Origin of the sequence: Nocardioides sp. CCNWLW216, from assembly GCF_037120545.1 — a bacterium.
Classification (GTDB): Bacteria; Actinomycetota; Actinomycetes; order Propionibacteriales; family Nocardioidaceae; genus Nocardioides; species Nocardioides lianchengensis.
The window spans coordinates 79,327-105,376 of sequence record NZ_JBBBBJ010000015.1 but is presented as its reverse complement, the minus strand read 5'-3'; the positions used below and the strand labels follow the sequence as shown (position 1 = coordinate 105,376).

Genomic DNA, 26,050 nt, shown 5'->3' with positions numbered 1-26,050 from the left:
CCTCAGCCGCCGATCGACGACAGGACGCCCGTGGACACCACGAGCAGGGGCAGCAGCGCCAGCAGGCCGATGGTCTCGACGACGTCGCCGAGCCGGCCGCGGCGCACCGACGGCGGCGAGGGCAGCAGGGTCACGGCGAGCAGCACGGCGCCCGAGGCCGCCAGCGCGACGGCCGCGGTCGGGCGCCAGTCGGGCCACCAGGCCAGGACCGAGACGGCCACGACCGCCAGGCCGACGACGCCGGAGACCAGGCCGACGAGGACCTCGGCGCCGGTGCGGTACTGACGGGTCCGGAGCATCACCAGGCAGCAGGCGACGATCGCGAGGACGGTCCCGGTGACGCCGAGCCGCACGGCCAGCGGCGCGATCATCACGAGCAGCAGGCCGACCGTGCCGGAGATGGCGACCAGGATCTCGTGGGCGACGCGGGCGTCGGCCCGGACCCGCTGCGGGTCGACCTCCGCCGGGTCGGCGGTGATGTCGGCGTCGGTGTAGAGCTGCTCGACGGTGGTGCCGGTGACCCCCAGGGCCAGCCACGGGAAGACGCTGCCGGCGAGCACGACCAGGACCAGGGCGGTGGTGAGGACCACTTCGGCGTCCACGTCGGCGACCCGCATCAGCAGGCCCGTGGCGAGCACGACCGCGCCCACCACCACCGGCGGGATGACCAGGGTCCGGCCGTCGCCGATGCCGACCAGCGCGAGCAGCCCGGCGAGCAGCGCACCCGCGCCCGCGCACGCGAGGGGGAGCCCGAAGAAGGGCTCGTCGGTGAGGAGCATCAGCCCGGAGACCGCGGCGTACGCCGTGCCCATCCAGGCGACCGCGACCGCGGCCTCGCGCTCGTGCTGCACGCGCGAGAGCACGACCGCGCCGCCGACCAGGACCACGGAGACGACGACCGCGGAGACGGCGGCCAGCAGCGAGCCGCGCTGGATGAGCAGCGCGATCGCCCCGAGGGCCATCAGCAGGGCCGCGGCCCACAGCGCCGTACGGCGACCGGCCTCGGGGCGCCACGGCTCCAGGTCGCGCTCGACCACGTCGGTCATCGCCTCGACGACGTCGTCGTAGACCCGGGGCGGCTCGTCGTCGACGCCGGCGGAGACGGAGAGCAGCCCGCCGTCCTCGATGCCCTGGATGACCAGGCCGCTGTCGAGGGCCAGGACCCGGCCCTCAGCGGTGACGAGGCGGTAGCCGCCGTAGACCGTCAGCGCGTCGAGCAGGCCCACGCTGCGCGCCAGCTCGGGGAGCAGCTCGGCGACCGGGACCGAGCCCGGCAGCACGAGGTCGACCCGGCGGGTGCCGGAGGCCACGGTGACGCGGACCAGGCCGGAGGCCCCGACGGCGGGCGCCTGGGTCATCGAGTCTCCTTCGAGCGGGACGGTGAGGGTGATGCCGGTCGTGCAGGTCGTGCGGGTCGTGCAGAGAGAGCACCGCCCGGACCGGCGTCAGCCGGTCCGGGCGGAGTGCCCGAGGGGCGGTCAGGCCTTGATCTGGAAGGCCTGCGCGCCGCGCTGGTCGGCGGCCGCGTAGTCGGCGTTCGACTGGTAGACGGTGCGGCTGCTCTCGTCGAGCAGGTCCTTCATCTCCTGGATGGCCCAGTCCCACTTCGCCTTGGCGGTGTCGTAGGCGGTGCGGGCGTTACCGGCCCACTCGTTGCGGAGAGGGCTCAGCTCGCTCTCGAGCTGGTTCATCCGGTTGTCGATGTCCTTGACCTTCTTGTACATGTCCTGCGCGGCCTGGTCGAGACCGGCGTGGTTGACGCGGATGCCATCGAGATCCATGACTAGCTCCTGAAGGGTGAGGGCCGGCGCTCAGACCGCGTCGAGGCGGCCGGCGGTGCGGACGTAGTTGGAGGACTGGGTCTCGTCGGTCGAGACGTTGTCGTGCTCGGTCGAGACCAGCGAGGCCTCGAACTCGTTGAGGGCCTGGACGATGACCGTCTGCTTCTCGGTCCAGGCCTGGTGCAGCGTGAAGAACGCCGCGCCGCCCTGGCCGACCCACTTGCCCTTCAGGGCGCTGATCTGGTCGTCGAGCTGACGGGCCAGGCCGTCGAAGTCACGCTTGGCGTCGGCCACGAGACCGGCGGCCTTGGTCAGGGTCTTCTCGCCCTGCCCGAACTCGGATGCTCCTTGCGACATCTCGCCTGCTCCTTCCCCGTGGCGGTCGATCACCGCGCGCCGAGATCTGTGGTGATGGTGGTTGGATCGACGTGGCCGACCACGAGTCGGTCGGACACGGCTGGATCTACCCGAGGCACCCTCGGGTAAACCTCAAGAAGTCAGTTCCCACAGGCCGCGGAACAGCCCCACGGCCACGAAGACCGCTGCGATGGCACCCGAGCCGGCGAGTCCCTCGGCGACCTCGGCCCGGCGCGACCACCAGGCCGATCGCCAGCCGCGCCCGGTGGCCACGGCCACCACGACGACGACCGCCGCGAGCCCGACGGACACCATCGCGAGCGCGGTCAGCTGGCCCTCGCCCAGGCCGGGCAGGAGCTCGACGGCGAGCGCCACCCAGGCGACCAGCCCCGCGGCACGCAGCAGCACCCGCGCCGGGACGTGCCGGTAGCTGCGGGCGGCCAGGAGCAGCGCGGCGCCGACCAGACCGACCAGCACCCGGGCGCCGATCCGGTCGATCGGCAGCGTCGCCGTGGCGAGCAGCATCGGCGCGGACACGGCCACCAGCGCGAGGACGGCGGCCGCGGACGCGACGACGAGCCGCGTGCCCCGTCGGGCGATGTCGGCCACCGCGCCCGCAGGGACGACGGTGCGGCCGCGCCGGCCGGTCGGCCGCTCGCGGGCCGACCAGGCCGTGACGGCCAGCCGCTCCAGGTCGAGCAGGTAGTGGTCGGGCACGTCGACCGCCAGCGCCGGCACGAAGCGCGACATCAGCACGGCCGCCACGAGCAGCAGCGCCCAGGGCACCCGCGGGGGCAGATCGGCGAGCGTGCACAGTCCGGTCAGCACGAACACGCCCGACCCCACGAGCATCCAGGTCCGGAGCACCTCGTCCGCGCTGCGGTCCAGCGCCCGGGCGACGGCCGCGACGACCGCGGCCGTCAGGGCCGCGACGCCGACGGCGACGGGGAACCGCTCGGCATCGGGGTGCCAGGCCAGCACGAAGGCCGCCGAGGCGCCGAGGACCGGACCGACGGCCAGCCGCTGCGGGGCGAACCGGCCCCCGGGCAGCAGGGTGATCAGCACGCCCAGCCCCAGCAGCCCGAGGGTGATCTCCTGCAGCAGCTCATCGTCGGACCGGGCCGCGCACCAGCCGGCCAGGACGGCGACGGCCGCGGCGACCGCGGACCACCACACGCCCGCCCGCCCGGACGGGAGCGGGGCACCGGACTGGACCAGTGGGACGGCGCCGACCGTGCCGGGAGGCGCGTCGGGCGGGGTGGCCACGAGCAGGTCGCCGGGGCGCACCCCGGCGTCGGCGAGGGTGCCCTCGACGGGGAACGGGCGGCCGAGACGGTCCCGGAGCGCGGGGCGGGGCGTGCCCGCGAGTGCGGCGTACTCGGCCGCCACGTCAGCGGCGGTGGCGCCCGGGGGCACCATCAGGTCGAGGACGCCGGCCGGTCCGTGCACGCTCACCGGGAGGTTCTCGGCGAGCCGCCGGGATCCGGCCATGGGCGTCGCCTCCTCGGGCACGACGGGGGGCCGCCGGGCATCGGCGGTGCTCTGGAGAGTTGCCCCGCCGCGCGCGGGGGAAACCACGCGACGTTTGCGAAGACGGCCGGGAGGAAGTGTCTCCCTCGTGAGTACGACGCTGCGGCGGACCCGCCTGGACGAGCCGGAGCTGCCGACCGGACAGATCGTCCTGCAGGCGCCGCCCGAGATCCAGCCCCACGAGGGCGCCGGCGGCGTGCTCATGAACGCCATCCCGATGCTGGGCAGCCTGGGCTCGATCGTGCTCGTCGCGACCATGGGCAGCGCCACCGCGGGCCGCAGCTACATCGCCGCGGGCATGTTCCTCTTCGCCACCCTCGGCTTCATCGTCGTGCAGATCGACCGGCAGCGGAAGCAGCGCACCCAGCAGGTGACGGGCTCGCGCACCGAGTACCTCCGCTACCTGGCCAACGTCCGCAAGCTGGCCCGGGAGGCCGCCGACCAGCAGCGCCGCGCCCTGACCTGGCACCACCCCGACCCGTCCTCGCTGCCGTCCCTGGCCGAGGAGCGGTCGCGGCTGTGGGAGCACGGCGCCTCCGACGAGCGCTTCCTCCAGATCCGCTACGGCCTGTGCCACCAGCCGCTGTCGCTGGAGCTGGTGCCGCCCGAGAGCGCCCCCATCGACCAGGTCGACCCGGCGGCGGCCTCGGCGCTGCACCGGCTGCTGGTCGTGCACCGGCTCCAGCCCGACCTCCCGGCCTCCATCGACCTGCGCGCCTTCGACCGGGTCGAGGTGTGCGGACCCGAGGAGCCGGTCCGGTCCCTGGCCCGGGCGCTGATCTGCTCGGCGACCGCCTTCCACTCCCCCGAGCACCTCGTGGTCGCCGTGCTCGCCTCCGACCAGACCCTCGCCCACTGGGACTGGGTGAAGTGGCTCCCCCACGCGGCCAGCCCTCAGGAGTCCGACGCCGTCGGCCCGCGGCGGATGGTGTCGACGTCACTGGCCGAGCTGGCCTCCCTGCTCCCGCCCGACCTCGGCGACCGGCCGCGGTTCGGGGCCGACGAGCGGCAGCCGACGCCGCACATCCTGCTCGTCACCGACGGGGCCGAGCTGCCGCCGGGCAACCACGTCGTACCCCCGGACGGGCTGCACGGCGTCACCGTGCTCGACCTGCCGACCCGGTGGGACGCCCTGGAGGACTCCAGCCGGCTGCGGCTGCAGGTCGAGGACGGCGAGGAGCGCGGGGGCCGCCCGGCGATCTCGGCGCTGCGGCTGCGCGAGGAGCCGATCCGGGCCCGCGCCGACCAGTGCGACCTCGCCACGGCCGAGGCGTTCGCCCGCCGGCTGGCGCCGCTCCACACCGTGACCCTGGTGGCCGACCCCGACAGCACGGCCGGCGAGATCGCCGGCCCCACCGACTTCATGGACCTGCTGGCGCTCGGCGACGTACGACGCTTCGACCCCGGGGCCGCCTGGCGACCGCGGCCCGCCCGCGACCGGCTGCGCGTGCCGATCGGCCTCGGCGAGGGCGGCGCGCTGGTCCACCTCGACATCAAGGAGTCGGCCCAGCAGGGCATGGGTCCGCACGGCCTGGTGATCGGCGCGACCGGCTCCGGCAAGTCGGAGTTCCTCCGCACCCTGGTGCTCGGCCTGACGATGACCCACTCCCCCGAGCAGCTCAACCTGGTGCTGGTCGACTTCAAGGGCGGCGCGACGTTCGCGGGGATGTCGGAGCTGCCGCACGTCTCGGCCGTGATCACCAACCTGGCCCAGGAACTCACCCTCGTCGACCGCATGCAGGACGCGCTGTCGGGCGAGATGGTGCGCCGCCAGGAGCTGCTGCGCGAGGCCGGCAACTTCGCCTCGGTGCGCGACTACGAGCGGGCCCGCACCAACGGCGAGGACCTGGCCCCGCTGCCGTCGCTGTTCATCGTGGTCGACGAGTTCTCCGAGCTGCTGACGGCCAAGCCCGAGTTCATCGACCTGTTCGTCGCCATCGGCCGACTGGGACGCTCGCTCGGGCTGCACCTCCTGCTCGCCTCGCAGCGGCTGGAGGAGGGCCGGCTGCGCGGGCTCGAGTCCCACCTGTCCTACCGGATCGGCCTGCGTACCTTCAGCGCCCAGGAGTCGCGCGCCGTCCTCGGCGTCCCCGACGCCTACGAGCTGCCGCCGGTCCCGGGCCTCGGCTACCTCAAGCCGGACCCGACCACGATGCTGCGCTTCAAGGCGGCGTACGTCTCCGGGCCGCCGTCGGGCGTCCAGCGGGTACGCCGCGACGACGGCGGACACGTCGAGGGCATCCTGCCGTTCACGATCGCGGAGGTGCTGAAGCTCGACGTCCCCGAGCCGGAGCCCGAGCCGGTCCCGGTCGCGCAGGAGCAGGACGACCAGGCCTCGCTGCTCGACATCGCCGTCGAGCGGATGGAGGACCGCGGACCCGCCGCCCACCAGGTCTGGCTGCCGCCGCTCGACGTACCCGACACGCTGGACCGGCTGATGGGCGACCTGGCTCCCGATCCCGAGCTGGGCCTGGTCTCGCAGCAGTGGCGTCGGGTCGGCGGGCTCACCGTGCCGCTCGGCATCATCGACCGCCCGCGCGAGCAGCGCCGCGACACCCTCAGCGTCGACCTCAGCGGCGCGGCCGGCCATGTCGCGGTGGTCGGCGGCCCGCGCAGCGGCAAGAGCACGCTGCTGCGCACCGTCGTCACGAGCATGTCGCTGACCACCACCCCGCTGGAGTCGCAGTTCTTCGTGCTCGACTTCGGCGGCGGCACCTTCGCGCCGCTGGCCAAGCTGCCCCACGTCGCGGGTGTCGGCACCCGCGCCGAGCCCGACGTCGTACGACGGGTGATGGCTGAGGTCCAGGGCATCGTCGACCGCCGCGAGGCCTACTTCCGCGCCCAGGGGATCGACTCGATCGAGACCTACCGGTCCCGCCGCGCCCGGGGCCGGGCCGACGACGGCTGGGGCGACGTCTTCCTGGTGGTCGACGGCTGGAGCACCCTGCGGGCCGACTTCGACGACCTGGAGATGGAGATCCAGCAGCTGGCCGCGCGCGGCCTGACCTTCGGCCTGCACGTCGTGGCCGGCGCGTCCCGCTGGGCGGACTTCCGGGCCGCGATGCGCGACGTGTTCGGCACCCGGCTGGAGCTGCGCCTGGGTGACGCCATGGACTCCGAGGTCGACCGCAAGGCGGCGGCGCTGGTGCCGACCGGTCGTCCCGGCCGCGGCCTGATCGCCGGCAAGCTGCACATCCTGGCCGCGCTTCCCCGCATCGACGGCGTGACCGAGGGCGACTCGCTCGGCGACGGCGTCGACGACCTGATCGCCCGGGTGACCGCCGCGTGGCAGGGCCCCGCCGGTCCCAAGCTGCGGCTGCTGCCGGAGCGGATCGGCCTGGAGCGGATCCGCGAGCTGGCCGGCGTACCGACGACCGACGACGGCGGCGAGAAGGACGGCGGGCGGCTGCTCGTCGGCATCGACGAGAAGGAGCTGGCCCCGGTCTCACTCGATCCGGACGCCGAGCCGCACCTGCTGGTCTTCGGCGACGGCCAGTCCGGCAAGAGCTCGCTGCTGCGCTCCTACGTCCACGAGGTGATGCGCACCCGCACGCCGAAGCAGGCGCAGCTGGTCGTCGTCGACTACCGGCGCTCGCTGCTCGGCGAGGTGCCGGAGGAGTACCTGCTCAACTACCTCACCTCCGCCAGCCAGGCCGGACCGGCGCTGAAGGACCTCGCGGCGTACCTCGAGAACCGGCTCCCCGGGCCGGACGTCACGCCCGACCAGCTGCGCAACCGGTCGTGGTGGTCGGGGGCCGAGGTGTTCGTCGTGGTCGACGACTACGACCTGGTCGCGACCCAGCAGAGCTCGCCGGTCCAGGTGCTGCAGCCGCTGATGGCCCAAGGCCGCGACACCGGCCTGCACGTCGTGGTGGCCCGGCGCTCCGGTGGCGCGTCGCGCGCGCTCTACGAGCCGGTGATCCAGTCGCTGCGCGACCTCGCGATGCCGGGCCTGCTGCTCTCGGGCGCGCCCGACGAGGGTCCGCTCATCGGCAACCTGCGTCCCTCCCCGGCGCCGCCGGGCCGGGGTCGGCTGGTCACCCGCGAGCGCGGCCTCGAGGTCGTGCAGACGGCGTGGACGGAACCGTCCCTCTGATCAGGACGCCGGGACGTGCGTGTGCACGCCCGGGCCGGTGATCTTCACGCCCGGCAGGTCGTTGAGGTCATAAGACATCTCGAACGTACGGCGGTAGCCGGTGTGGGCGATCCGCCAGCCCTCGGGCGTGCGGACGTAGCGGTCCTCGTAGAACGCGGCGCCCTCGAGCATGAACTTGAACGCCTCGACGATCACCTTGTCCTGGAGGTACCAGCGGCCGGTGGCCGTGTCGCCCTCCACGGTGATCTCGGGGTGGTGGGCCTGGTGCAGGGTCAGCATCCCCTCCCCGAGGTTCTCCCGCATGTAGGCGACCAGCGCACCTCGGTCGTCGAAGACCAGGCCGTTGTAGTCGCCCGTGGCGTCGGGGTGGAAGCAGGCCTCGAAGTCGTCCCACTGCTTGGTGTCGAGCGCCCGGAGGTAGCGGTACTTCAGCTGCGCGATCGCGGTGATGTCGTCCACGCGACCAATCTAGAACATGTTCTTGTTGCTGTGGTGGTGATCACCTTTCCCGGAACATGCTCGTAACCGGCCATCAACACCCTGCTCACGTTCGCAGCGCACCCTGGGATCACCGCTTGGAACGATCCACACCGATGATCCACCCCACGGACCCAGGAGGCCGAGATGGAGAACCCCACCACGACCGACGTCATCGTCGACAACGAGCTCGCCCGCTTCAGCGATCACCGCAACGAGCTGCGCACCCGCCACTCGCAGGCGCTCGCGAAGCTGATGGACGAGCGCGCCGACCTCTACGGCGTGAACGCGCTGGCGGACCTGGTGTCCGACTCGCTGCGCTGGTCCGCCTGATCACCGACCCCCGGCCGCGTCACCGTCGCTCCCCCCCAGCCACGGTGGCGCGGCCGAGGCACGTCCTGACCAGGTCTCGTTAGACTCCCCCGCGTGATCTTCAAGCGCATCGGCGACGGGCGCCCGTACCCCGACCACGGGCTGTCCTCTCGAGCCTGGGCGGCGGTGCCACCCCGGCAGGTGCGCCTCGACGAGCTGGTCACCACCAAGGACACCCTCCAGCTCGCCGCCCTGCTCGACGAGGACTCCACGTTCTACGGCGACCTGTTCGCCCACGTCGTCGAGTGGCGCGGGGAGTACTACCTCGAGGACGGTCTGCACCGCGCGCTGCGGGCGGCCCTGCAGCAGCGCCACGTCCTGCACGCGCGCGTCCACCCGGTCGGAGCCTGAGCCCGTGTCCCAAGCCGCCCGCACCGCCACCACCCTCCTGGTCCTGCTCGCCCTGCTCGTCGTGGGGCTCGCCTGGGGCTGGTCGGCCGCCACCTCGCCGCTGCCCGAGTCCGCCGTCGAGGTGGACGACTGCACCAGCACCGACGTCAGCGAGGGCGACACGGTCCAGGTCGACCAGGTCCTGGTCAGCGTCCTGAACGCCGGCAAGCGCAGCGGCCTCGCCAGCCGCACCATGCAGCTGCTCGTCGAGCAGGGCTTCGCGGCCGGCGACCGCGGCAACGCCCCCGACAACGTCGAGGTCGGCAAGGCCCAGATCTGGACCGACGAGCCGAACAGCCCGGCGGTCCGGCTCGTGCAGTCCTGGCTCGGCCGCGGCGTCGAGGTGGTGCCGGCCCCGGTCACCACCACCGTCTCCGGCGTGGTCGTGGTGGTCGGCGACGACTTCCGCGACCTCTCGTCGGCCGGACGGGACAAGGCGACCTCCAAGGTCGCCACCACGATCTGCAGCCCGCCCCCGCCCGAGCTCGCCAGCTAGCGCCCCCGCCGACCCGTCACTGAATGACCGGGATCCGCGGCGTGTCGGTCGGCGATCGACGGGTCGATCCACGCGTCGGGCCGGTCCGCGCAGCGCCGAGTCGTCGACCTCGGACCGACACGCCGTACAAAACGGTGCTGGAGTGACGGGTCGGCGTCGCTAGTCGGCCTTCTCCTCGGGGAGCCACTGGGCGAGGCGGCCGCCGAGGCTGACCTCGCGGAGCCGGTCCTCGGTCTTCCAGCGCAGCCGCCGGGGCGTGACGACCAGCAGGTCGTCACCGTGGCGCAGGACGGTACGACGCTCCGGCACCAGCGTCGTCTCGCCCCGGACGATCATCGACACCGACGCACCCACGGGCAGCCGCAGCTCGCCCACCTCGACGCCGTGCATCCGCGACGCGGGGCTGATCGTGATCTGCAGCAGGTCGGCGGCCACCCGTTCGAGCGGGGCGGCCTCGAGCTCGAGCTCACGCGGCTCGGAGCGGCGGGCAACCCGCAGCACCCGGGCGACCACGGGCAGGGTCGGGCCGGTCAGCAGGGTGTAGACGACGACCATCACGAAGACGATGTCGAAGAGCTTCTCGGCCCCGTCGATGCCGTCGGCGAGCGGGATGGTCGTGAAGACGATCGGGACCGCACCGCGCAGGCCGGCCCATGAGATGAAGCCCAGCTCGCGCCAGGGCATCGGTTGCACCAACGAGCTGATCAGCACCGAGATGGGCCGGGCCACGAAGGTCAGCAGCAGACCGGCCATCAGGGCCAGGCCGACGACCTCCCAGGTGAGCCGGTCGGGGCTCAGCAGCAGGCCGAGCATCACGAACAGCCCGATCTGGGCGATCCAGGCGATGCCCTCGGAGAACGATCGGGTCGCGGCGCGGTGAGGCAGCTCGGAGTTGCCGAGGACCAGCGCGGCGACGTACACGGCGGCGAAGCCGGAGGCGTGCACGGCCGCGCCCGCGCCGTACGCGAGGAGGGTGAGGACAAGCACGGCGATCGGGTAGAGGCCGGACGACGGCAGCGCCGCGCGGCGCATCACCCAGGCGCCGCCGACGCCGACCGCGAGACCGATCAGCACGCCGACGACCAGCTCGAAGAGGATCAGCGCGAGCATCAGCAGCGGGCCGTCCTCGGCGGCGGCGCCGGACGAGACCAGGACGACGAGCACCACGACCGGGGCATCGTTCAGGCCGGACTCGGCCTCGAGGACGCCGGTCAGCCGGCGCGGCAGCGGGACCGCGCGGAGCACCGAGAACACCGCGGCGGCGTCGGTGGCGGAAGTCGCGGCGCCGAGCAGGATGGCCAGCTTCCAGTCCATGCCGAGCAGGTAGTGGGCGCCCACGGCCACGATGCCGACGGAGATGCTGACCCCGACGGTCGCGAGCATCACCCCCAGCCGCATCGACGGCTTGATCTCGCGCCAGTTGGTCGTGAGACCACCCTCGGCGAGGATCAGCACCAGCGCCCCGAAGCCCAGCGCGTGCGCGAGCTCGGCGTCCTCGAAGTGGATGCCGAGGCCGCGCTCGCCGAGCAGCACCCCCATCAGGAGGTAGACGAGCAGGCTCGGGAGCCCGGCCCTGCTGGAGGCCCGGACCGCGAGGATCGCCGCGAGGGTGACGGCCGAGCCGACCAGCAGGAACAGGTCCAGCTGATGGGCGTCGAAGGTCATCTCACCTCAGGTGTCGGCGTGGCACGTGGGGCGAGTCTACCGTTCCCGGAGACTGCCTCCGGTCACCGGTCGCTCAGGTGGTCGGCGTGTAGCCGGGGCGTCCCGAGGCGTCCCACTCCTCCCAGAACGAGGTGAACTCCTCACCGAGGAACGGGTCGCCGCCGGTCATCATGATCCCGCCGCGGCGCACGGTCCAGTCCCACGGCGCGAGCTCCTGCGCGGCCGCCAGGTGGGCCTTGGCGGCCTCGGTGCGCCCGCCCCGCTGGAGGTACGCCGCCACGCGCCGCTCGGCCAGTGCGCGCTGCTCGTCGTCCGTGCGCTCGGGCAGCGCGCCCGCCGCGCTCTCGGGGAGCACGCCGTCGCGCGCCCAGGCCCGGAGCAGGTCGTGGTGCTGCTCGCTGGGGATCAAGGTGTAGTCGACGAACTGGTCGTCCCCGGGGGCGATGGTGGGCGGCTTGACCACCCGGTCGTCCTCGTCGACCCAGACCACCGACGGCACGTTGGTGATGCCGTACCGCTCGGCGGTGACGTGGGCGGTGTCCACCGCCACGGGGTACGACGGGGACGCCGCCTCGATCCAGGGGCGGCTGTCCTCCGGATCGGCGTCGAGCGCGACGGAGAAGATCCGCAGCCCGGTGTCGGCGAGCTCGTCCTGGAGCTTCTGCCAGCCGGCCAGCTCGTGGCGACAGCCGCACCAGCTGGCCCAGGTGACGAGCACCCGCTTGTGGCCGGACTGCTCGTCGAAGGAGACCGGGTGGCCGTCGACGTCACGCAGCGCGAGGCTCGGGGCCCGTCCGTCGGCGACGTCCTGCTGACGGGCGGCGGCGGAGGGCGCGAGCGCGGCCACCCCCTCGGCCGGGTCGTGCGCGAGCAGGAGGCCGAGCGCGGCCGCCCAGGCCGCGAGGTCGATCCGCCCGTCGTCGGCCGCGACCACCTTCCCGAACAGCGGGACGCACACGTCGCCGCGGCACAGGCCGGCCGGCTTCAGGTCCCAGCCGGTCGCGGCGGTCAGGTCGGCGGCGTCGACGTACGTCCCGTCGGCGCGGACGTCGTGCGCGCTGCCGTCGACGTCGATCAGGGTGAGGGTCTCCACCTGCCGAGGATCGCACGGAACTGGAACATGTTCTACCTTTGCCGCATGAGCAAGGGCACCGCGCTTCCCGACGTCCTCCCCGCCTCCGTGCTGGCCGACGACACCCCGTCGTACGACGTGGTCGTGGCCGGGTTCGGCATCGCCGGCGGGTGCGCGGCACTCGAGGCGGCCCGGGCCGGCGCGCGGGTGCTGCTGCTGGAGAGGGCGGCGGTGCACGGCGGGACCTCGAGCATGTCCGGCGGCCACTTCTACCTCGGCGGCGGCACGGTCGTGCAGCGCGCGACGGGACAGGAGGACTCGGTCGAGGAGATGTACCAGTACCTCGTCGCGGTCTCCAAGCAGCCCGAGCACGACAAGATCCGCGCCTACTGCGAGGGCTCGGTCGAGCACTGCGACTGGCTGGAGGCGCTGGGCTTCGAGTTCGAGCGGTCGTTCTACCCCGAGAAGGCGGTCATCCAGCCCGGCACCCAGGGGCTGATGTACACCGGCAACGAGAAGGTCTGGCCCTTCAAGGAGCAGGCCGTGCCGGCGCCGCGCGGCCACAAGGTGCCGGTGCCGGGCGACACCGAGGGCACCAAGATGGTGATGGACCTGCTCCGTGACCGGATCGAGGAGGCGGGCGTCGAGGTCCGCTACGAGACCGGGGTGACCAATCTCGTGACCGCCGACGACGCCGTGGTCGGGGTGGCCTGGAAGTCGTTCGAGCAGACCGGGGTCGTCCGCGCCCCCGCGGTGATCGTCGCCGCCGGTGGCTTCGTGATGAACCCCGACATGGTCGCCGAGCACACCCCGGCCCTGGCCGAGAAGCCCTTCACCCTGGGCTCGACGTACGACGACGGCCTCGGCATCCGACTCGGCGCGTCGGTCGGCGCGGAGCTCAAGCACATGGAGGAGCCGTTCATCACGGCCCCGATCTACCCGCCGGCCGCACTGCTCACCGGGATCCTGGTCAACTCCGACGGCGAGCGGTTCGTGGCCGAGGACAGCTACCACTCGCGCACGTCGCAGTTCGTCATGGAGCAGGCCGACCACACGGCGTACCTGATCGTGGACAGCGAGCACGTCGAGTACCCCAAGTTCCCGCTGGTGCCGCTGATCGACGGCTACGAGACGGTCGAAGAGCTCGAGGACGCGCTCGCGCTGCCCGCCGGCTCGGTGGCCAAGGCGCTGGCGCGTTACAACGAGGGCGCCGCCCGCGGCGAGGACCCCGACTTCCACAAGAGCAGCGAGTACGTCGCCCCGCTGACCACCGGTCCGTGGGCCGTCTTCGACCTGCGACTGGGCAAGGCGATCTACGCCGGCTTCACGCTCGGCGGGATCCGGGTGTCGGTCGACGGCGAGGTCCAGCGGCCCGACGGCTCCGTCGTACCCGGGCTGTACGCCGCCGGCGCCTGCGCGTCCAACCTCGCCCAGGACGGCAAGGGCTACTGCTCCGGCACGCAGCTCGGCGAGGGGTCGTTCTTCGGCCGGCGGGCGGGGCGGCACGCGGCGGGGAGAGTTTCATCGGCTAGCCGATGAAACTCACACCGGGACGACAAAGGTTCATCGTCCCGGCATGAGGCTCGTCGGCCAGCCGATGAAACTCACGCCCGGACGACGACGGCTCGTCGTCCGGGCGTGAGTCCCGGGGATCAGCGCACGCGGACCTTGGTCCGCGCGGTCGAGCCCTGGATCGAGCCGTTGCCGAGGTACTGCACCCGGATCGTGCGGACGCCCGGGCGAGTGGCCCGGAACCGGATCACGGCCCGGCCGTTGCGCACCTTCGCGGTCCCGACCCGCTTCGCCCCGTCGAGCACCCGCACCTGGCCGTCGGCGCTCAGGCCGCTGACGGCCACGCGGACCGTCACCCGCACCACGGCACCACGCCGGACCCGGGCCGGGCGGGTGACGCTCAGCCGGGAGGTGGCCTTCGCGACGCGCTGCGGCCGGACCACCTGGGCGGTACCGGTCGCGTGCCCGGCCTTGGTCGCGGTGACGAGTACGCCGACGCGGGCCCCGAGGTCCGCCCGGGTCAGCACGTACGACGTCCCCGTGGCGCCCCGGACGGGCGCGCCGTCGCGGGTCCACTGCACCGAGGTGCGCACCCCGGCGACGTCCCAGACGCCGGTGGTGGTCCGCAGGCGCTGACCGATCCGTGCCGTCCCGGTCACGACCGGGGCGGTGCTCGCCTGCGGTGCCGCGGCCGGCCCGGTCGGGACCGCGGCGAGGGTGGCCGAGGCCTCCGCACCGACGTTCCCGGCGAGGTCGGTGGCCCGGTGGGTCACGGTGTGGGCGGCGCCGTCGAGGGCGATCGGGTCGACGTACGTCGTCCACTCACCCGCGTCCACGCGGTACTCCAGCATGGCTACGCCGGAGCCGCCCTCGTCGTCGCCGGTCAGGGCGAAGGTGCGCCCGTCCCAGGTCAGCGCGCTGATCGGTGCCCCGAGGTCGACCTTCACCGTGAGGGTGCCGACCGGCGAGAAGGCGCCCCGGTCGGTGGCCCGGTAGTCGATCACGACGGTGCCCGCGGGCAGCGGGACCGCGGCGGTCCAGACCTGCCACTCGCCGGCGTCCAGCCGGTACTCGAGGCTGTCCGGCTCGCCGGTCGCCGCGAGCGTCAGCGCCGCGCCGGTCCCGTGCCAGCCGCCCTCCCCGGCCTGCGAGACCGTGGCGGTCACCGGGCCCTCGGCGTACTCGGCGTCGATGGAGACGGTCTGCGACCGGGTCTCCTCGACGTTGCCGGCCGCGTCGGTGCTGGCGAAGCGGACCACGTGGTCGCCCGCGCCGGTGATCTCCGGCGCGGTCTGCCCGAGCACCTGCCACTCGCCGTCGCCGATCCGGTAGCGGGTCGTCGCGACCCCGCTGCCCGCGTCGGAGGCCGCGATCGTCAGCCGCCGGGTCTCGTGGCCCGCCGCGATCGCGGCGAGGGTCGTGACCGGAGCGGTGGCGTCGATCCGCACGGTCATCGACCGCGGGGCCGAGGTGTTCCCGGCGGCGTCGCGAGCCCGGTACTGCAGGGTGTGCTCGCCATCGGTGTCGAGCACCACCGGTGCGTCGTACGACGTCCAGCCCGCGCCGCGGTCGACCTCCACGACCGGGGCGTCGTCCCGGTCGTCGGCCGCTGCGACGGTGGCCGTGACCGGACCGCGGTCCCAGCCGTTCTCGCCCGGCGTCTCGCGGTCCAGCTCGATCGAGGTCGCCGGCGCCCGCCGGTCGACGCCCGAGGTGACCCACAGGTCGGCCACCGACGGGTCGTAGAACCCCGTCGCACCGACCGGGAACTCGAACTTCACCCGGACCTTGCCCTGGTGCGCGAGCACCGCCGGGTCGTCGACCAGGAAGCGGTACATCTTGGTCGACTGCCCCGGGCCGGCGAGGGTCCGCTGGTCGACCAGCACGTCGTTGACGTAGACGTGGTACTTCTTCGTCACCGGGTTGTTGAACGTCTCCCGGACCTGCAGCACCAACGGCTCGCCGGGGATCGCGTTCACCTCGGCGGAGAACCACGAGCCCGGGTAGTTGGAGTGCGCGTACCGACGCGTGAAGCCGGCCTCGCTGCTGATCCCGCTGTTCGGGGCGGCCAGGAGGGCGTGGGCCTGCTCCGAGGTCGGCTCACCGAAGTCGACGTGGTCGAGCAGGACCGCCGCCTCCGGGACGTCGAGCTGCAACGTCAGCGGCGCGGTCGCGGTGGCCAGCACCTGGTCGCCGCCGAACGAGACCCGGATGTCGCGCAGGTCGCCCCCGACGTAGCCGATCGGGACGAAGACCCGGATCCGCTGGGTGATCTCGCCACCCGGCGCGACCGTGCGTACGGCGGGCGCCGCCTGCCGCCAGCCGGTCGGCAGCTCGGCCCGCAGCCGACCGGTCGCAGCGACCGACCCGGCGTTGCGGACCGTCGCGACGATCTCGGCGACCTCGTTCGAGAAGTCCACCGGGTGGGTGGCGGCAACGTCGACCAGGCTGACCTGGGAGTCGACACTCGCCCACTCCCGCTCCAGCGCGATCGGGTACGTCGTCCCGCCGTCGGTGAAGCTCAGCGTCACCCCGGCCCGGACCGGGCCGGAGGCCTGGCCGGACGGGACCCGTGTCGTGAACGTCAGGTCGGTGCTCGCCCCGGCCGCGAGGGCCGCCGGCGCGGTGTCGTCGCTGGCGACCGCCCAGTCGGCGACGGTGAAGCCCGCGGTGAACGGCCCTACCGGGGCGTCCCCGCCGTTGGTCAGGCGCACCGTGCCGGTGACCTGCTGGCCGCGGTTCACCGGGGCCTCGACCGGCGCCAGGGTCAGCGTCAGACCCCGGATCGCGAGGGCCACCTCGACCATCAGCGGCTCGATCGTCGCCAGCCGCGGCGTGAGGTCCGCGACGACCGTCTCGTCGGCCACCCGGTCGGCCAGCGAGCCGCGCAGGTCGCGCAGCCCGTCCAGCGCGTCACCCAGGTCGGCCCGGGCCGTGGCCCCGTCGGCGGCGGTGTGTGCCGCGGACGCGGAGCGGACCAGGGTCTCGATCGCCTCGATCCGTCCGGAGAGGTCGGACGCCTCCTCCGGCTCGAGGTCCCCGGCGGCCAGGTGGCCGTCCACCCGGTCGCCCAGGTTCAGCAGCTCGTCGAGGACGTCCTGGAAGACCCCGAGGTCGTCGGCGGCCTTCGGGCCGAACGTCCAGGCACCGGGGCCCACCCGGAAGGTGGCGTAGGTGCCGCCCGGCAGCTCGGAGCGGCCGACGTACTCGGCCGCCTCGGGGTGGCTCGGGACGTACTCCGCACGCACCGTGCTCGGCAGCGGGACCTGCACGGTGGCGGTCGTGTTGCCGGGCACCGTCACGGACAGCTCGGTGCGGCCGCGGCGGTCGTGCTCGAAGGCGGCCGAGATCTGGCCGCGCACCGTGGGCACCGTGATCTCGGCCGAGGCCAGGTCGCCGGGCTGCGGCTTGACCTGGAACTCGCCGTAGCCGTTGCTGAGCGGCTGGATGCCGAACAGGCCCGAGGGCACGTTGAACGCCGGCGAGGCGGCCCACGGGTGCGAGTAGGTCAGGTTGCTCTTCTGCGACGGGTCCCAGGCCTCCATGGTGGAGCCCGCACCGAGCCGGATCATGTTCATCCAGCTGCTGGTGCCCTCGTCGGTCAGCGCGTCCAGAGCCGCCTGGCCGTTGCCGCCGTCGTACAGGCCCTTCACCAGGAAGGCGGCGCAGTAGACGCTGCAGGCCATCCCGCGGGAGTCGACGAACTCGGCGACCCGGGCGACCTGGTCGTCCTCCGGCACGCCGAAGGCCAGGGCGAAGGCGCTGGCGTGCACCGAGTAGTGCCCGGTCTTGGCGCCGGCGGCGTTCATGCCGTCGTCGTACCGGCCGCCCTCGGCGTCGTAGAGCCGCTCGTTGATCTGGGTCCGCAGCCGGTCGGCCTGCTGGGTGAACTGCTCGGCCTCGGCGTCCTTGCCGAGGATCCCGGCCATCGCGGCCATGTCCCGGGTCGCGCGGTAGTAGAGCGAGTTGATGACGGTGTTGTACTCGCGGAACTGGTAGCCGTCGCGCTGGCTGGTCGGCCAGTCGACGATGTCGCAGTCGTTGCAGCTGCTGGAGCCGTTCGAGCCGGTGGTCTTGCGCACCAGGCCGGTCGAGGCCTCCAGCCAGGCCGGCCGCAGCTTGGTCTTCAGGTTGTCGTAGTAGTCGGCGACCTGCTCGGTGTTGCCGGTCTGGCGCCACGCGTCGTAGACCGAGAGCACCACGAAGATCGGCCACTCGGTGGGCCAGGTCCGGTTGCTCTTGAAGTAGTTCATCGAGTAGCGACCCAGCGACAGGTCCTCCATGAGGTAGAGCGACGAGAGCTGCTGGAGGTAGCCGTCGGCCTCGTAGTTGGTCCGCTCACGGGTCCAGGAGTCGGTGTAGAAGTTGACGTTCAGCGACTCGATCGAGTTCTTCGAGAGCTGGTAGACCTGGTTGAGGTTCTCGTCCGACGACGTGAACGACGACGCCTCCTGGTCGAACGGGTAGACCAGGGCGAGGGCCTTCAGGCTCTCCGCGGTCACCGGCTCGGTGGCCCCGACGATCTCCAGGTAGCGGAAGACCCGCATGCCCCAGGTCTCGAGGCGCTGCTGGCCGTCCTTGAGGGTGACGATGTCGCGGTACTTGTTGGTGGTGTTGAGCTCCCAGCGCACGGTGTTCGCGCTGGAGGTCACCTCACCGAACCGGAGCTCGACCCGGTCGCCGGCGGTGCCGTCGGCGACGTCGTACTGCACGCCGCCGATCCAGGTGCGGCCGAAGTCGACGAAGTAGTTGCCGTTGCCCTTGTCGACGATCTTCACCGGGTCGTGCAGCTGCTGCTCGACCTTGCCCATCGGCGTCGACTCGAGCTGCGGGATCGCGGGCCGCGCCACGGCGGGTGCCCAGGCGCTGTCGTCGAAGCCCGGGGACGCGAAGCCGAAGGGGAACTGGCGGGCGTCGAGGTTCTCCATCGGGGCGGTGAAGTAGCTGGTGCCGATGCTGCCGGCCTCGGGGAAGACGAGCGCCCCGTTGAGCGACGTCCAGCTCGGGCCGGACCCGAACACCTGGGTCGTCCCGTCGGTGTAGGCGACCTTCAGCTGCGCCTGGAAGCGACGGTTGGCGTTGGTGGTGTAGGCCAGCGCGGCGACCGCGTTGGTCTCGCCGCGCCGGAGCAGGCCGGTGACGTCGAAGCCGTCGTACCGGGCCTCGGTGCCGATCCGGTTGGTCGGGCCGAGGCCGACGAAGGTGCCGTTGACGTAGGTCTTGTAGACGTACTGCAGGTGGTTGCGGAACTCCGTGGCGGTGGCGTTCAGGGTCGCCCAGGCGATCTCCTTGTCGGCCAGCTCCACCTCACCGCGCAGGAACGCCCAGTTGGCGGGGACGTTGGCGGGGTTGACCAGGCCGCAGTTCTGGGCGTTGCCGACGTTCAGCACGCCGCCCGAGACCGAGCCGCACGGGAACGGGTTGGTGCCCTCGAACGCGTTCTCGAACAGGACCCGGGCGGTGCCGGTCTCGACGACCCGGAGGTCGTCGAGCTGGCCCGACTCGGTGTTGCCGGTGCGGACGCCGACGGTGCCGTTGACGTTGCGCGAGTCGGTGCGCTGGTCGACCTGGACGTTGTTGATGAAGGTGGTGAAGGTGGTGCCGGCCACGACGATCCGGAAGTCGGCCCAGGTGTTGGCCACCAGCGTGCCGGCGGGCAGCGGGACCGAGGCGCCCAGGGTGGAGTAGGTGCCGTTGACCTGCACGTGCGGCGTGAGCCGGTTGTCGGAGGCCCGGAACTGCCACATGAAGGAGTTGCCGGCGTCGAAGGCGCGGAACCGGACGCCCAGGGCGCCGGCGGTGATCCGCATCCGGCCGCTCACGGTGTAGTCGACCCACGGGGCCGCCGCTTCCCCGGGCAGCTGCGCGCTCGCCCAGATCGGCTCGCTGCCGGCCCAAGTGACGCCGGGCGCCGTACCGAAGGAGGTCACGTCGGACCAGGGCGAGGCCTGCGCGCCGTCCCAGGTGCGGACCTTCCAGTAGTAGCGCTCGCCGGCCACCAGGTCGGGGCCCCCGTGGGCCACGTTGAGCTGCTGGGTCGAGTCGACCTGCCCGGAGTCCCAGACGTCGCCCTCGTCGGCCTCGGCCTTCGCGGCGCTCGTCGAGACGACGATCCGGTACGCCGACTGCATGCCGGCGCCGACCTGCCAGGAGTAGTCCGGGTCGGTGAGGTCGCCGAGGTCGGCCGGCTCGGCCAGACCGTTCACGCGGAGCCCGCGCGGCTCCGCACCGGTCGCCGCCGCGGCGGCCTGGGCGGCCTGGGCGACGGGTGCTGCGGTCGCTGCCGGGGCGGAGATCGCCAGCCCGGCGGTCAGGAGGGACGTCGCCACGCTGGCGGCAAGGACGCGATGGATCAGGGAGTTCACCCGGGCACAATTCCTTCGTTTCACACGCCACCCCGAGCGACGCTGGTCACACTGTGACGGTCACCATATGAAACGTTTCGTTAATCCGCCACCCGATGACCGAATCTGGTCAGCGACACCATCCGGACAGCGCTCGACGACACGCCACCTACAGTCGGGCCCCGTGAGCCGCCTCGCCGTCGCCAGCCGCGCCAACGTCCCGCCGTTCCACGTGATGGACCTGCTGGCGGCGGCCACCGAGCGGCAGCGGACCCACGGCGACCTGCTCAACCTGCTGGCCGGGCAGCCGAGCACCGGGGCGCCGGGCCCCGTGAACGCGGAGGCGGTGCGGCTGCTGGGCAGCGGCGACCCGCTGGGCTACACCCCCGCGAGCGGGATCCGGGAGCTGCGCGAGGCGATCGCCGGCCACCACGCGCGGGCGCACGGGATCGCGGTCGACCCCGAGGAGGTCGTCGTGACGACCGGGAGCAGCGGGGGCTTCCTGCTCGCCTTCCTGGCCGCCTTCGAGGTCGGCGACAAGGTCGCGATGGCCCGGCCCGGCTACCCCTGCTACCGCAACGTGCTGACCGCGCTGGGCTGCGAGGTCGTGGAGATCCCGACCGGCCCGGAGACCCGGTTCCAGCCGACCGTCGACCAGGTCGCCGCCCTCGGGCCGGACGTCCGCGGACTGGTGGTCGCGAGCCCGGCGAACCCCACCGGCACGATGCTGCTCCCGAGCGAGCTGGCCGCGCTGGCGTCGTATTGCGAGAAGCAGGGGATCCAGCTGATCAGCGACGAGATCTACCACGGCATCGAGTACGCCGAGGAGCACCTGGCCCGCAGCGCGTGGGAGACCTCGCGGGAGGCGGTCGTGTTCTCCAGCTTCTCGAAGTACTTCTCGATGACCGGCTGGCGGATCGGCTGGATGCTGGTCCCCGACCGGCTGCGCCGCGCGGTCGACGTGCTGACCGGCAACTTCACGATCTGCCCGCCGGTGATCGCCCAGCGCGCCTGCCTGGCCGCGTTCGCGGACGCGTCGTACGCCGAGCTCGACGGCCACGTCGCCCGGTACGCCGGCAACCGCCGCCTCCTGCTCGACGGCCTGGCCCGGCTGGGCGTCACCCGGCTGGCGCCCGCGGACGGCGCGTTCTACGTCTACGCCGACGTCGGGCACCTCACCGACGACACGATGGCCTTCGCCCACGACCTGCTGGCCCGCACCGGCGTGGCGATGGCGCCCGGCATCGACTTCGACACCGTGGACGGCGGTCGCTTCGTGCGGATGAGCTTCGCCGGCCCGGGCGCCGACATCGAGGAGGCGCTCGAGCGGATCGCGCCGGTCTTCGAGCGGGGTCGCGCGTGAGCGCCGACGCGGACATCGCGATCACCGCCGCCCTCGCGGGGGCGGCCGAGGTGCGCTCGAGGTACGGCGCACCGGTCACCCGACACAGCAAGGGCGGGATCGACTTCGCCACCGAGGCTGACCTGGCCGCCGAGCACGCCGTGCGCGCGGTGGTGCGGGCGGCCCGCCCCGACGACGCGTTCGTCGGCGAGGAGGAGGGTCTGCAGGGTGACCCCGACGCCGTACGGCGCTGGCTGGTCGACCCGCTCTGCGGCACCCTCAACTTCGCCGCCGGGACCCCCGGCATCGGCGTCAACGTGGCCCTGCTGGTCGCGGGCGAGCCCGGTCCGGCCGCGGTCGCCGACCCGCTGACCGGCGAGGCCTTCTGGACCGACGGGACCGGTGCCTGGGTCCGTGGCGTCGACGGCACCGATGCGCCTCTCGTCCCTTCGGCGGACTCCCGGCTGGTCGACGTGGACGTCGACCATGAACGCGCCTGGGCAGCCGCCGTACTGGCCTCGCCCGGGCTGGCGTCGTACGCCTTCCGCGGGTTCTCCACCAGCCTGGCCCTGGTCTGGGTGGCGGCGGGGCGGCGCGCGGCGTACCTCCAAGCGGGCGACCTGCGCGGCAGCGTGCACTTCGCGGCCCCGCTGGCGATCTGCCGGGCGGCGGGGGTGGTGCTCAGCGGGCTGGCGGGTCAGCCGGTGCTGGCCGACGCCGGCGGGTTGGTCGCGGCTGCCGACCGGACCACGCACGCCCGCATGCTGGACGTCGTGTCCGAGGCGTGATCCGGGCGCCGTTTCAACCGCCCCCCGGAGGGAATGCGCCCCTCGGAGCGACGAGCGGGGAGGGCGAGGGCGATGTACGGCGACACCGAGGTCATGCGCCGCCGCGCGGGCCAGCTGCGCGAGCAGGCCGTCGACCTGCGATCGCTCGCCGACCGGGTCGTCGCCCAGACCGAGGCCGTCGCCTGGTCGGGCCGGGCCGCCGACTCGCTGCGCGAGCGGGTCCGCGACCGCGCCACCCACCTGCGCCGCTCGGCCGCGCGGCACGAGGCCGCCGCGGAGTCCCTGGAGCGCCACCTCCTCGAGGTCGACCGGCTCAAGGAGCTGATCGCCGAGAGCGAGCAGCAGGCCACCCGACTCGACCCCGACTCCTTCGCCGCCCCGCCCCCGGGCCACCGCGGCTGGCTGAGCACGGCGCTGCCCGGCCGGGCCGGGGGCGACGGGCCGTGACCCTCATCGACCTCAGCGCTCCCCCGCCGGTGCCCGCCGGCATCCTGGACGCGCTGCCGCGCCGGGTCGCCCTGACCCTCCTGGAGCTCCAGCACGTCGCCGCCGCGGCGGGTGGCGCCCCGCTGCCGTTCGAGGTCCGCGACCCCGAACGGCCGGACGGCACCGGCCTCGACGACCGACTCGGCCGGAGCCGTCCCGCGTCCGACGCGGCGGCGTACGCCGAGGCGCTGGCCGCGCTCCACGACCCGGTCTCCTCGCTGGCCCGACGCGGCCTGGTCGATCCGGAGGGTGCGGTCGACCCCGGCCTCGCCGGCGCCGTCGGCCTGCTGGCCAGCCCGACCGTGGCCCTCGACCTGGAGGTCGTCGCCGAGGGCGTGCACGCCCGCGCCTGGCACCGCCTGTCGGCCGACGCCGTGGCCACCCTCGCGACCGTCGACGGCCTGGTCTTCGAGCTGGCCTGGTTCCCGGCGGCCCAGTGGCCGATCGAGCTCGCCCGGATCGCGGCGCTGCCGGAGGAGGCCGCCCTGCGCGACTCCGCCGTCCCACGCGTGGTCGAGCTGCCCTACGAGCTCGCCGACGCCGCGGCCGAGGCGGTGCGGACCGACCGCGCCGACCTGCTGGCGGTGCTGGCCGAGCAGCACGCTGCCGTGACCGACGCGACCGGCTCCCCGCTCAGCGCGGTCGACGCGGGGGCCGTGCTCCGCGGACTGGCCCTCGAGGCGCGCGGCCGGCTCCGCGCCATGGTCGCCGACGCCTCCCGGACCCCGACCGCGACGGTCGGCGTCGTCTCCTGGACGCTGCTGGCCGACGGCTGGCACGCGCTGCGGACCCGCCGCGCGGCCGACGGCGACCGCGTCGAGGTACGCCGGGTCGACGCCTCCGACCTCGCCGCCGAGCTGGCCCCGGTGCTCGCCGAGGTGGCCCGATGACCGACGAGCCCCGCGTGACCGACCCGTACGACGACCTGGTGCGGCTGGCCGACGTCCTCGACCGGGTCGGGGCCGAGGTCCGCGCTCGCTCCGAGCTCGGCGACGCGGTGCTGGGCGACCCCGCGGTGGCGGAGTCGGCCGAGCTCGCCCCGCCGACCTGGAGCCAGGTCGAGGAGGACGTCCGGGCCGCGACCGGGGGCCGCCAGGGCCTGCGCGGGCGCTCGCTCGAGCTGGACGCCGACGCGGTGGTGCTGCGCGCGACGGTGCTGACCTACCGCTGGATCGACGAGCTGCAGCGCGCGGCGTACGAGACGATCGGGACGATCGCCGGGCGGGCCATCGGCTACCTCGCGCCGGAGGTCGCGCTCGGCGGGGCGATCGTGTCGGCCGGGCTGATCGAGACCGACGCGCTCGACCGCGACGACGTCGCCGGCTACCTCGGCGAGCTGGCCGAGAACAACCCCGAGCTGATGGACCACGTCTCCAGCGGGGGCGGCGGGCTGCTCGACGGACTGCGGATGCGCTCGCTGCTGACCTCGGCCGCACTGGCCGGCGACGCCGGGGCCGGTGCCGCGCGAGCGGGCATGCGCGCCCTCGGCGCCGGGCCGTTCGACGCCGGGTTCGGGCCGGCCCTCCGCGACGTCGCGGGCGGCCTCACCACCCCCACCCCGGCGGCGGCCGAGGCCGGGTCCTCGGTGCCGGTCGAGCGGCTGCCCGGCTCGATCGCCGACCTGATGCGCCGGCTGGGCCGCGAGGAGCAGCCGGTCGCGGTGGAGCGGCTCGGCCCCGGCCGGTACGTCGGCTACCTCCCCGGGCCGACCGGCGGACCGGGTCGCCGGCTGCGGCTGGTCGGCGGCGACCTGTCGTCGTACTCCTCGCAGGTGGTGCGGGCCCTGGAGGCGGCGGTCGCCGGGGACGACCGCCACCCGCACGTCCTGCTCGTCGGCAGCGGCCAGGGCGGCATGACCGCCACCGAGATCGCCGTCGCGGCGCCGTCGGCGGCGTTCACCGTCGACCAGGTCGTCACGGCCGGTGCCCCCTCGGCGCAGCTGCCACTGATCCCCGACGGCACCCACGTGCTGAGCGTCGAGGACCGTTCCGACCCCGTCGTACTCCTCGGCTCGCTGCTCAACGCCGGCGCCGCGAACCGGGTGACCGTGGTCTTCGACAGCCGCGAGGAGGGTGACGACGACGTCCACGTCGCCGGCGGGCTGGCCTGCGACGCCGCCCGGCACCCCGAGCTGGTGGCCGTCGTCGACCGGCTGCGCGCGTTGGGCTACCTGAGCGCCTGAGTCACGCGGGGTCGTCCGGCAGGGCGGCGAAGGCGGCCTTGGTGTCGCGGTACCAGCCGAGAGACTTCTTCGGGTGCCGCCAGCGGCCCTTCATGGCGTCCCGGGCCTCCTGGTGGGTCGCGTCGCCCGCCTTCTCGGCCTCCTTCAGGTGCTGGTCCTGGGCGTTGATGACGTCGTCGGCGCTCTCGCCGTGGTGCTCGAGGTCGCAGGGCCCTCCGAGGGCTCGGCAGGTCATGGTCTTCACGGTCGTCTCCTTCGGGTTGGTGTGCTGATCTGCTGACGAGTGGGAGCGGTCGGGTGTGACCGGCTCAGGTGCGCGGCATCCCGCCGTCCCGTCGTACGACGGTCGCCAGGACCTCGGGTGCGGCGCGGAAGGTGATCGACCGGACCAGGCCGTCCTCGATCGTGAAGTCGAAGACCACCTTGGCCTCGCCGAGGTGGAACCAGGCGGTCCCGGGGCGGTCGCCCACGAGGACGGGCAGGGCCGCGTGGGCGCTGCCGTTGAAGAACGTCGCCACCTCGTCGCGCCCCTCGATCCGGCTCGGGGTGCCGGCCAGCACGGCGGCGTCGTCGGCGCTGACGCCGGCGTCGGGGGCGAGCAGGCGGAGCAGCCGCTCGAAGTCACCGCCCTTGGCCGCGGCCATGAAGGCGTCGACCACCTCCCAGTCGGCCAGCCGGTCCTCGGGCCGGGGCTGGGCGACCTTGGCCCGGGCCCGCGACGCCAGCTTCCGCGCGGCCACCGGCGTCGTGTCGAGCAGGGTCGCGATGGTCGGGAAGTCGAAGCCGAAGCTGTCGTGGAGCACGAAGGCGACCCGCTCGCGCGGGGCGAGCCGGTCCAGCACGACGTTCAGCGCGAGGCCGACGGTGTCGGCCAGCACGACGTCGTCCGCGGGGTCGTCGGCCGTCTCCTCGGGCTCGACCTCGTCGGCGGGCACGGGCGTCCGGGCCCGCAGCCGGTCCAGGCAGAGCCGGGTGGTCACCGTCGTCAGCCAGCCGGGCAGGTTGTCGATCTCGGCCGTCGTGCCGTGCAGCCGCAGCCAGGCCTGCTGGACGACGTCCTCGGCCTCGGCGTGGTCGTCGAGCACCCGCGCGGCGATCCCCACCAACCGCGGCCGCTCCGCCTCGAAGCGCTCCGTCAGGTCCACGGTCGTCCCCTTCCC

At 73.5% G+C, this 26,050-nt stretch carries 20 protein-coding genes; 10 read left to right on the top strand and 10 right to left on the bottom strand.

Annotation, left to right across the window (positions count from 1 at the left end):
- Positions 1-2: 2 nt before the first annotated feature.
- The 4 genes from eccD to V7S47_RS24510 form a co-directional block, all read right to left on the bottom strand.
- Positions 3-1,358 (bottom strand): type VII secretion integral membrane protein EccD, encoded by a 1,356-nt coding sequence (eccD, locus tag V7S47_RS24525; RefSeq protein WP_090854209.1) that lies wholly within the window; start codon positions 1,356-1,358, stop codon positions 3-5.
- A gap of 120 nt (positions 1,359-1,478) precedes the next feature.
- Positions 1,479-1,781 (bottom strand): WXG100 family type VII secretion target, encoded by a 303-nt coding sequence (locus V7S47_RS24520; protein WP_090854212.1) that lies wholly within the window; start codon positions 1,779-1,781, stop codon positions 1,479-1,481.
- Between the two features lie 30 nt (positions 1,782-1,811).
- Positions 1,812-2,138, bottom strand: coding sequence for a WXG100 family type VII secretion target (locus V7S47_RS24515; RefSeq protein ID WP_090854215.1), 327 nt, complete (start codon positions 2,136-2,138; stop codon positions 1,812-1,814).
- 132 nt (positions 2,139-2,270) lie between these two features.
- The gene (locus V7S47_RS24510; protein WP_336564057.1) at positions 2,271-3,629 is read right to left on the bottom strand and encodes a hypothetical protein; all 1,359 of its coding nucleotides are present in this window, start codon (positions 3,627-3,629) and stop codon (positions 2,271-2,273) included.
- 127 nt (positions 3,630-3,756) lie between these two features.
- On the opposite strand from V7S47_RS24510, the gene eccCa reads away from it, so the two are divergent.
- On the top strand, positions 3,757-7,764 hold the full coding sequence (gene eccCa / locus V7S47_RS24505; RefSeq protein WP_336564056.1) for a type VII secretion protein EccCa: 4,008 nt from the start codon (positions 3,757-3,759) through the stop codon (positions 7,762-7,764).
- Here eccCa and V7S47_RS24500 read toward each other — a convergent pair whose 3' ends face one another.
- On the bottom strand, positions 7,765-8,223 hold the full coding sequence (locus V7S47_RS24500) for a nuclear transport factor 2 family protein (RefSeq protein WP_336564055.1): 459 nt from the start codon (positions 8,221-8,223) through the stop codon (positions 7,765-7,767).
- A gap of 165 nt (positions 8,224-8,388) precedes the next feature.
- On the opposite strand from V7S47_RS24500, the gene V7S47_RS24495 reads away from it, so the two are divergent.
- From V7S47_RS24495 to V7S47_RS24485, 3 genes are all read left to right on the top strand, one after another.
- The gene (locus tag V7S47_RS24495; protein WP_090854231.1) at positions 8,389-8,574 is read left to right on the top strand and encodes a hypothetical protein; all 186 of its coding nucleotides are present in this window, start codon (positions 8,389-8,391) and stop codon (positions 8,572-8,574) included.
- A 93-nt stretch (positions 8,575-8,667) separates the two neighbouring features.
- Positions 8,668-8,964: a type II toxin-antitoxin system VapB family antitoxin gene (locus V7S47_RS24490; protein WP_336564054.1), complete on the top strand. Its 297-nt coding sequence runs from the start codon at positions 8,668-8,670 to the stop codon at positions 8,962-8,964.
- Between the two features lie 4 nt (positions 8,965-8,968).
- Positions 8,969-9,499: a LytR C-terminal domain-containing protein gene (locus tag V7S47_RS24485; protein ID WP_336564053.1), complete on the top strand. Its 531-nt coding sequence runs from the start codon at positions 8,969-8,971 to the stop codon at positions 9,497-9,499.
- 159 nt (positions 9,500-9,658) lie between these two features.
- Here the strand turns inward: V7S47_RS24485 and V7S47_RS24480 are convergent, their stop codons facing one another.
- Both V7S47_RS24480 and V7S47_RS24475 read right to left on the bottom strand, forming a co-directional pair.
- Positions 9,659-11,164 carry a potassium/proton antiporter gene (locus V7S47_RS24480; protein WP_336564052.1) on the bottom strand — a complete coding sequence of 502 codons (1,506 nt, stop codon included), beginning with the start codon at positions 11,162-11,164 and terminating at the stop codon, positions 9,659-9,661.
- A 73-nt stretch (positions 11,165-11,237) separates the two neighbouring features.
- The gene (locus V7S47_RS24475; RefSeq protein ID WP_336564051.1) at positions 11,238-12,257 is read right to left on the bottom strand and encodes a TlpA disulfide reductase family protein; all 1,020 of its coding nucleotides are present in this window, start codon (positions 12,255-12,257) and stop codon (positions 11,238-11,240) included.
- A 45-nt stretch (positions 12,258-12,302) separates the two neighbouring features.
- Between V7S47_RS24475 and V7S47_RS24470 the strand changes: the two genes are divergently transcribed.
- A complete protein-coding gene (locus V7S47_RS24470) occupies positions 12,303-13,775 on the top strand; it encodes an FAD-binding protein (RefSeq protein ID WP_336564050.1) in 1,473 nt (490 codons plus the stop codon).
- A gap of 113 nt (positions 13,776-13,888) precedes the next feature.
- Here V7S47_RS24470 and V7S47_RS24465 read toward each other — a convergent pair whose 3' ends face one another.
- Positions 13,889-20,113: a family 78 glycoside hydrolase catalytic domain gene (locus tag V7S47_RS24465; protein ID WP_336564049.1), complete on the bottom strand. Its 6,225-nt coding sequence runs from the start codon at positions 20,111-20,113 to the stop codon at positions 13,889-13,891.
- Between the two features lie 163 nt (positions 20,114-20,276).
- Between V7S47_RS24465 and V7S47_RS24460 the strand changes: the two genes are divergently transcribed.
- The 5 genes from V7S47_RS24460 (at position 20,277) to V7S47_RS24440 (ending at position 24,890) form a co-directional block, all read left to right on the top strand.
- A complete protein-coding gene (locus tag V7S47_RS24460) occupies positions 20,277-21,455 on the top strand; it encodes a pyridoxal phosphate-dependent aminotransferase (protein WP_336564048.1) in 1,179 nt (392 codons plus the stop codon).
- Positions 21,452-22,222 carry an inositol monophosphatase family protein gene (locus tag V7S47_RS24455; RefSeq protein ID WP_336564047.1) on the top strand — a complete coding sequence of 257 codons (771 nt, stop codon included), beginning with the start codon at positions 21,452-21,454 and terminating at the stop codon, positions 22,220-22,222. The genes V7S47_RS24460 and V7S47_RS24455 overlap by 4 nt, the downstream gene beginning before the upstream one ends.
- A gap of 72 nt (positions 22,223-22,294) precedes the next feature.
- Positions 22,295-22,669 carry a hypothetical protein gene (locus V7S47_RS24450; protein WP_090854254.1) on the top strand — a complete coding sequence of 125 codons (375 nt, stop codon included), beginning with the start codon at positions 22,295-22,297 and terminating at the stop codon, positions 22,667-22,669.
- Entirely contained in the window at positions 22,666-23,598 is a 933-nt protein-coding gene (locus V7S47_RS24445; RefSeq protein WP_336564046.1) for a hypothetical protein, read from the top strand. Before V7S47_RS24450 ends, V7S47_RS24445 begins: the two co-directional genes overlap by 4 nt.
- The gene (locus V7S47_RS24440) at positions 23,595-24,890 is read left to right on the top strand and encodes a hypothetical protein (protein ID WP_336564045.1); all 1,296 of its coding nucleotides are present in this window, start codon (positions 23,595-23,597) and stop codon (positions 24,888-24,890) included. Before V7S47_RS24445 ends, V7S47_RS24440 begins: the two co-directional genes overlap by 4 nt.
- A gap of 1 nt (position 24,891) precedes the next feature.
- Here V7S47_RS24440 and V7S47_RS24435 read toward each other — a convergent pair whose 3' ends face one another.
- Positions 24,892-25,125: a hypothetical protein gene (locus tag V7S47_RS24435; protein WP_218856745.1), complete on the bottom strand. Its 234-nt coding sequence runs from the start codon at positions 25,123-25,125 to the stop codon at positions 24,892-24,894.
- 73 nt (positions 25,126-25,198) lie between these two features.
- A complete protein-coding gene (locus V7S47_RS24430; protein WP_336564044.1) occupies positions 25,199-26,035 on the bottom strand; it encodes a sigma-70 family RNA polymerase sigma factor in 837 nt (278 codons plus the stop codon).
- Positions 26,036-26,050 lie beyond the last annotated feature (15 nt).

Coding starts and splice junctions, on each gene's coding strand:
- V7S47_RS24480 (WP_336564052.1), bottom strand. CDS start 11,164: ATGACCTTCGACGCCCATCAGCTGGACCTGTTCCTGCTGGTCGGCTCG.
- V7S47_RS24470 (WP_336564050.1), top strand. CDS start 12,303: ATGAGCAAGGGCACCGCGCTTCCCGACGTCCTCCCCGCCTCCGTGCTG.
- eccD (WP_090854209.1), bottom strand. CDS start 1,358: ATGACCCAGGCGCCCGCCGTCGGGGCCTCCGGCCTGGTCCGCGTCACC.
- V7S47_RS24450 (WP_090854254.1), top strand. CDS start 22,295: ATGTACGGCGACACCGAGGTCATGCGCCGCCGCGCGGGCCAGCTGCGC.
- V7S47_RS24510 (WP_336564057.1), bottom strand. CDS start 3,629: ATGGCCGGATCCCGGCGGCTCGCCGAGAACCTCCCGGTGAGCGTGCAC.
- V7S47_RS24495 (WP_090854231.1), top strand. CDS start 8,389: ATGGAGAACCCCACCACGACCGACGTCATCGTCGACAACGAGCTCGCC.
- V7S47_RS24520 (WP_090854212.1), bottom strand. CDS start 1,781: ATGGATCTCGATGGCATCCGCGTCAACCACGCCGGTCTCGACCAGGCC.
- V7S47_RS24515 (WP_090854215.1), bottom strand. CDS start 2,138: ATGTCGCAAGGAGCATCCGAGTTCGGGCAGGGCGAGAAGACCCTGACC.
- V7S47_RS24440 (WP_336564045.1), top strand. CDS start 23,595: ATGACCGACGAGCCCCGCGTGACCGACCCGTACGACGACCTGGTGCGG.
- V7S47_RS24435 (WP_218856745.1), bottom strand. CDS start 25,125: ATGACCTGCCGAGCCCTCGGAGGGCCCTGCGACCTCGAGCACCACGGC.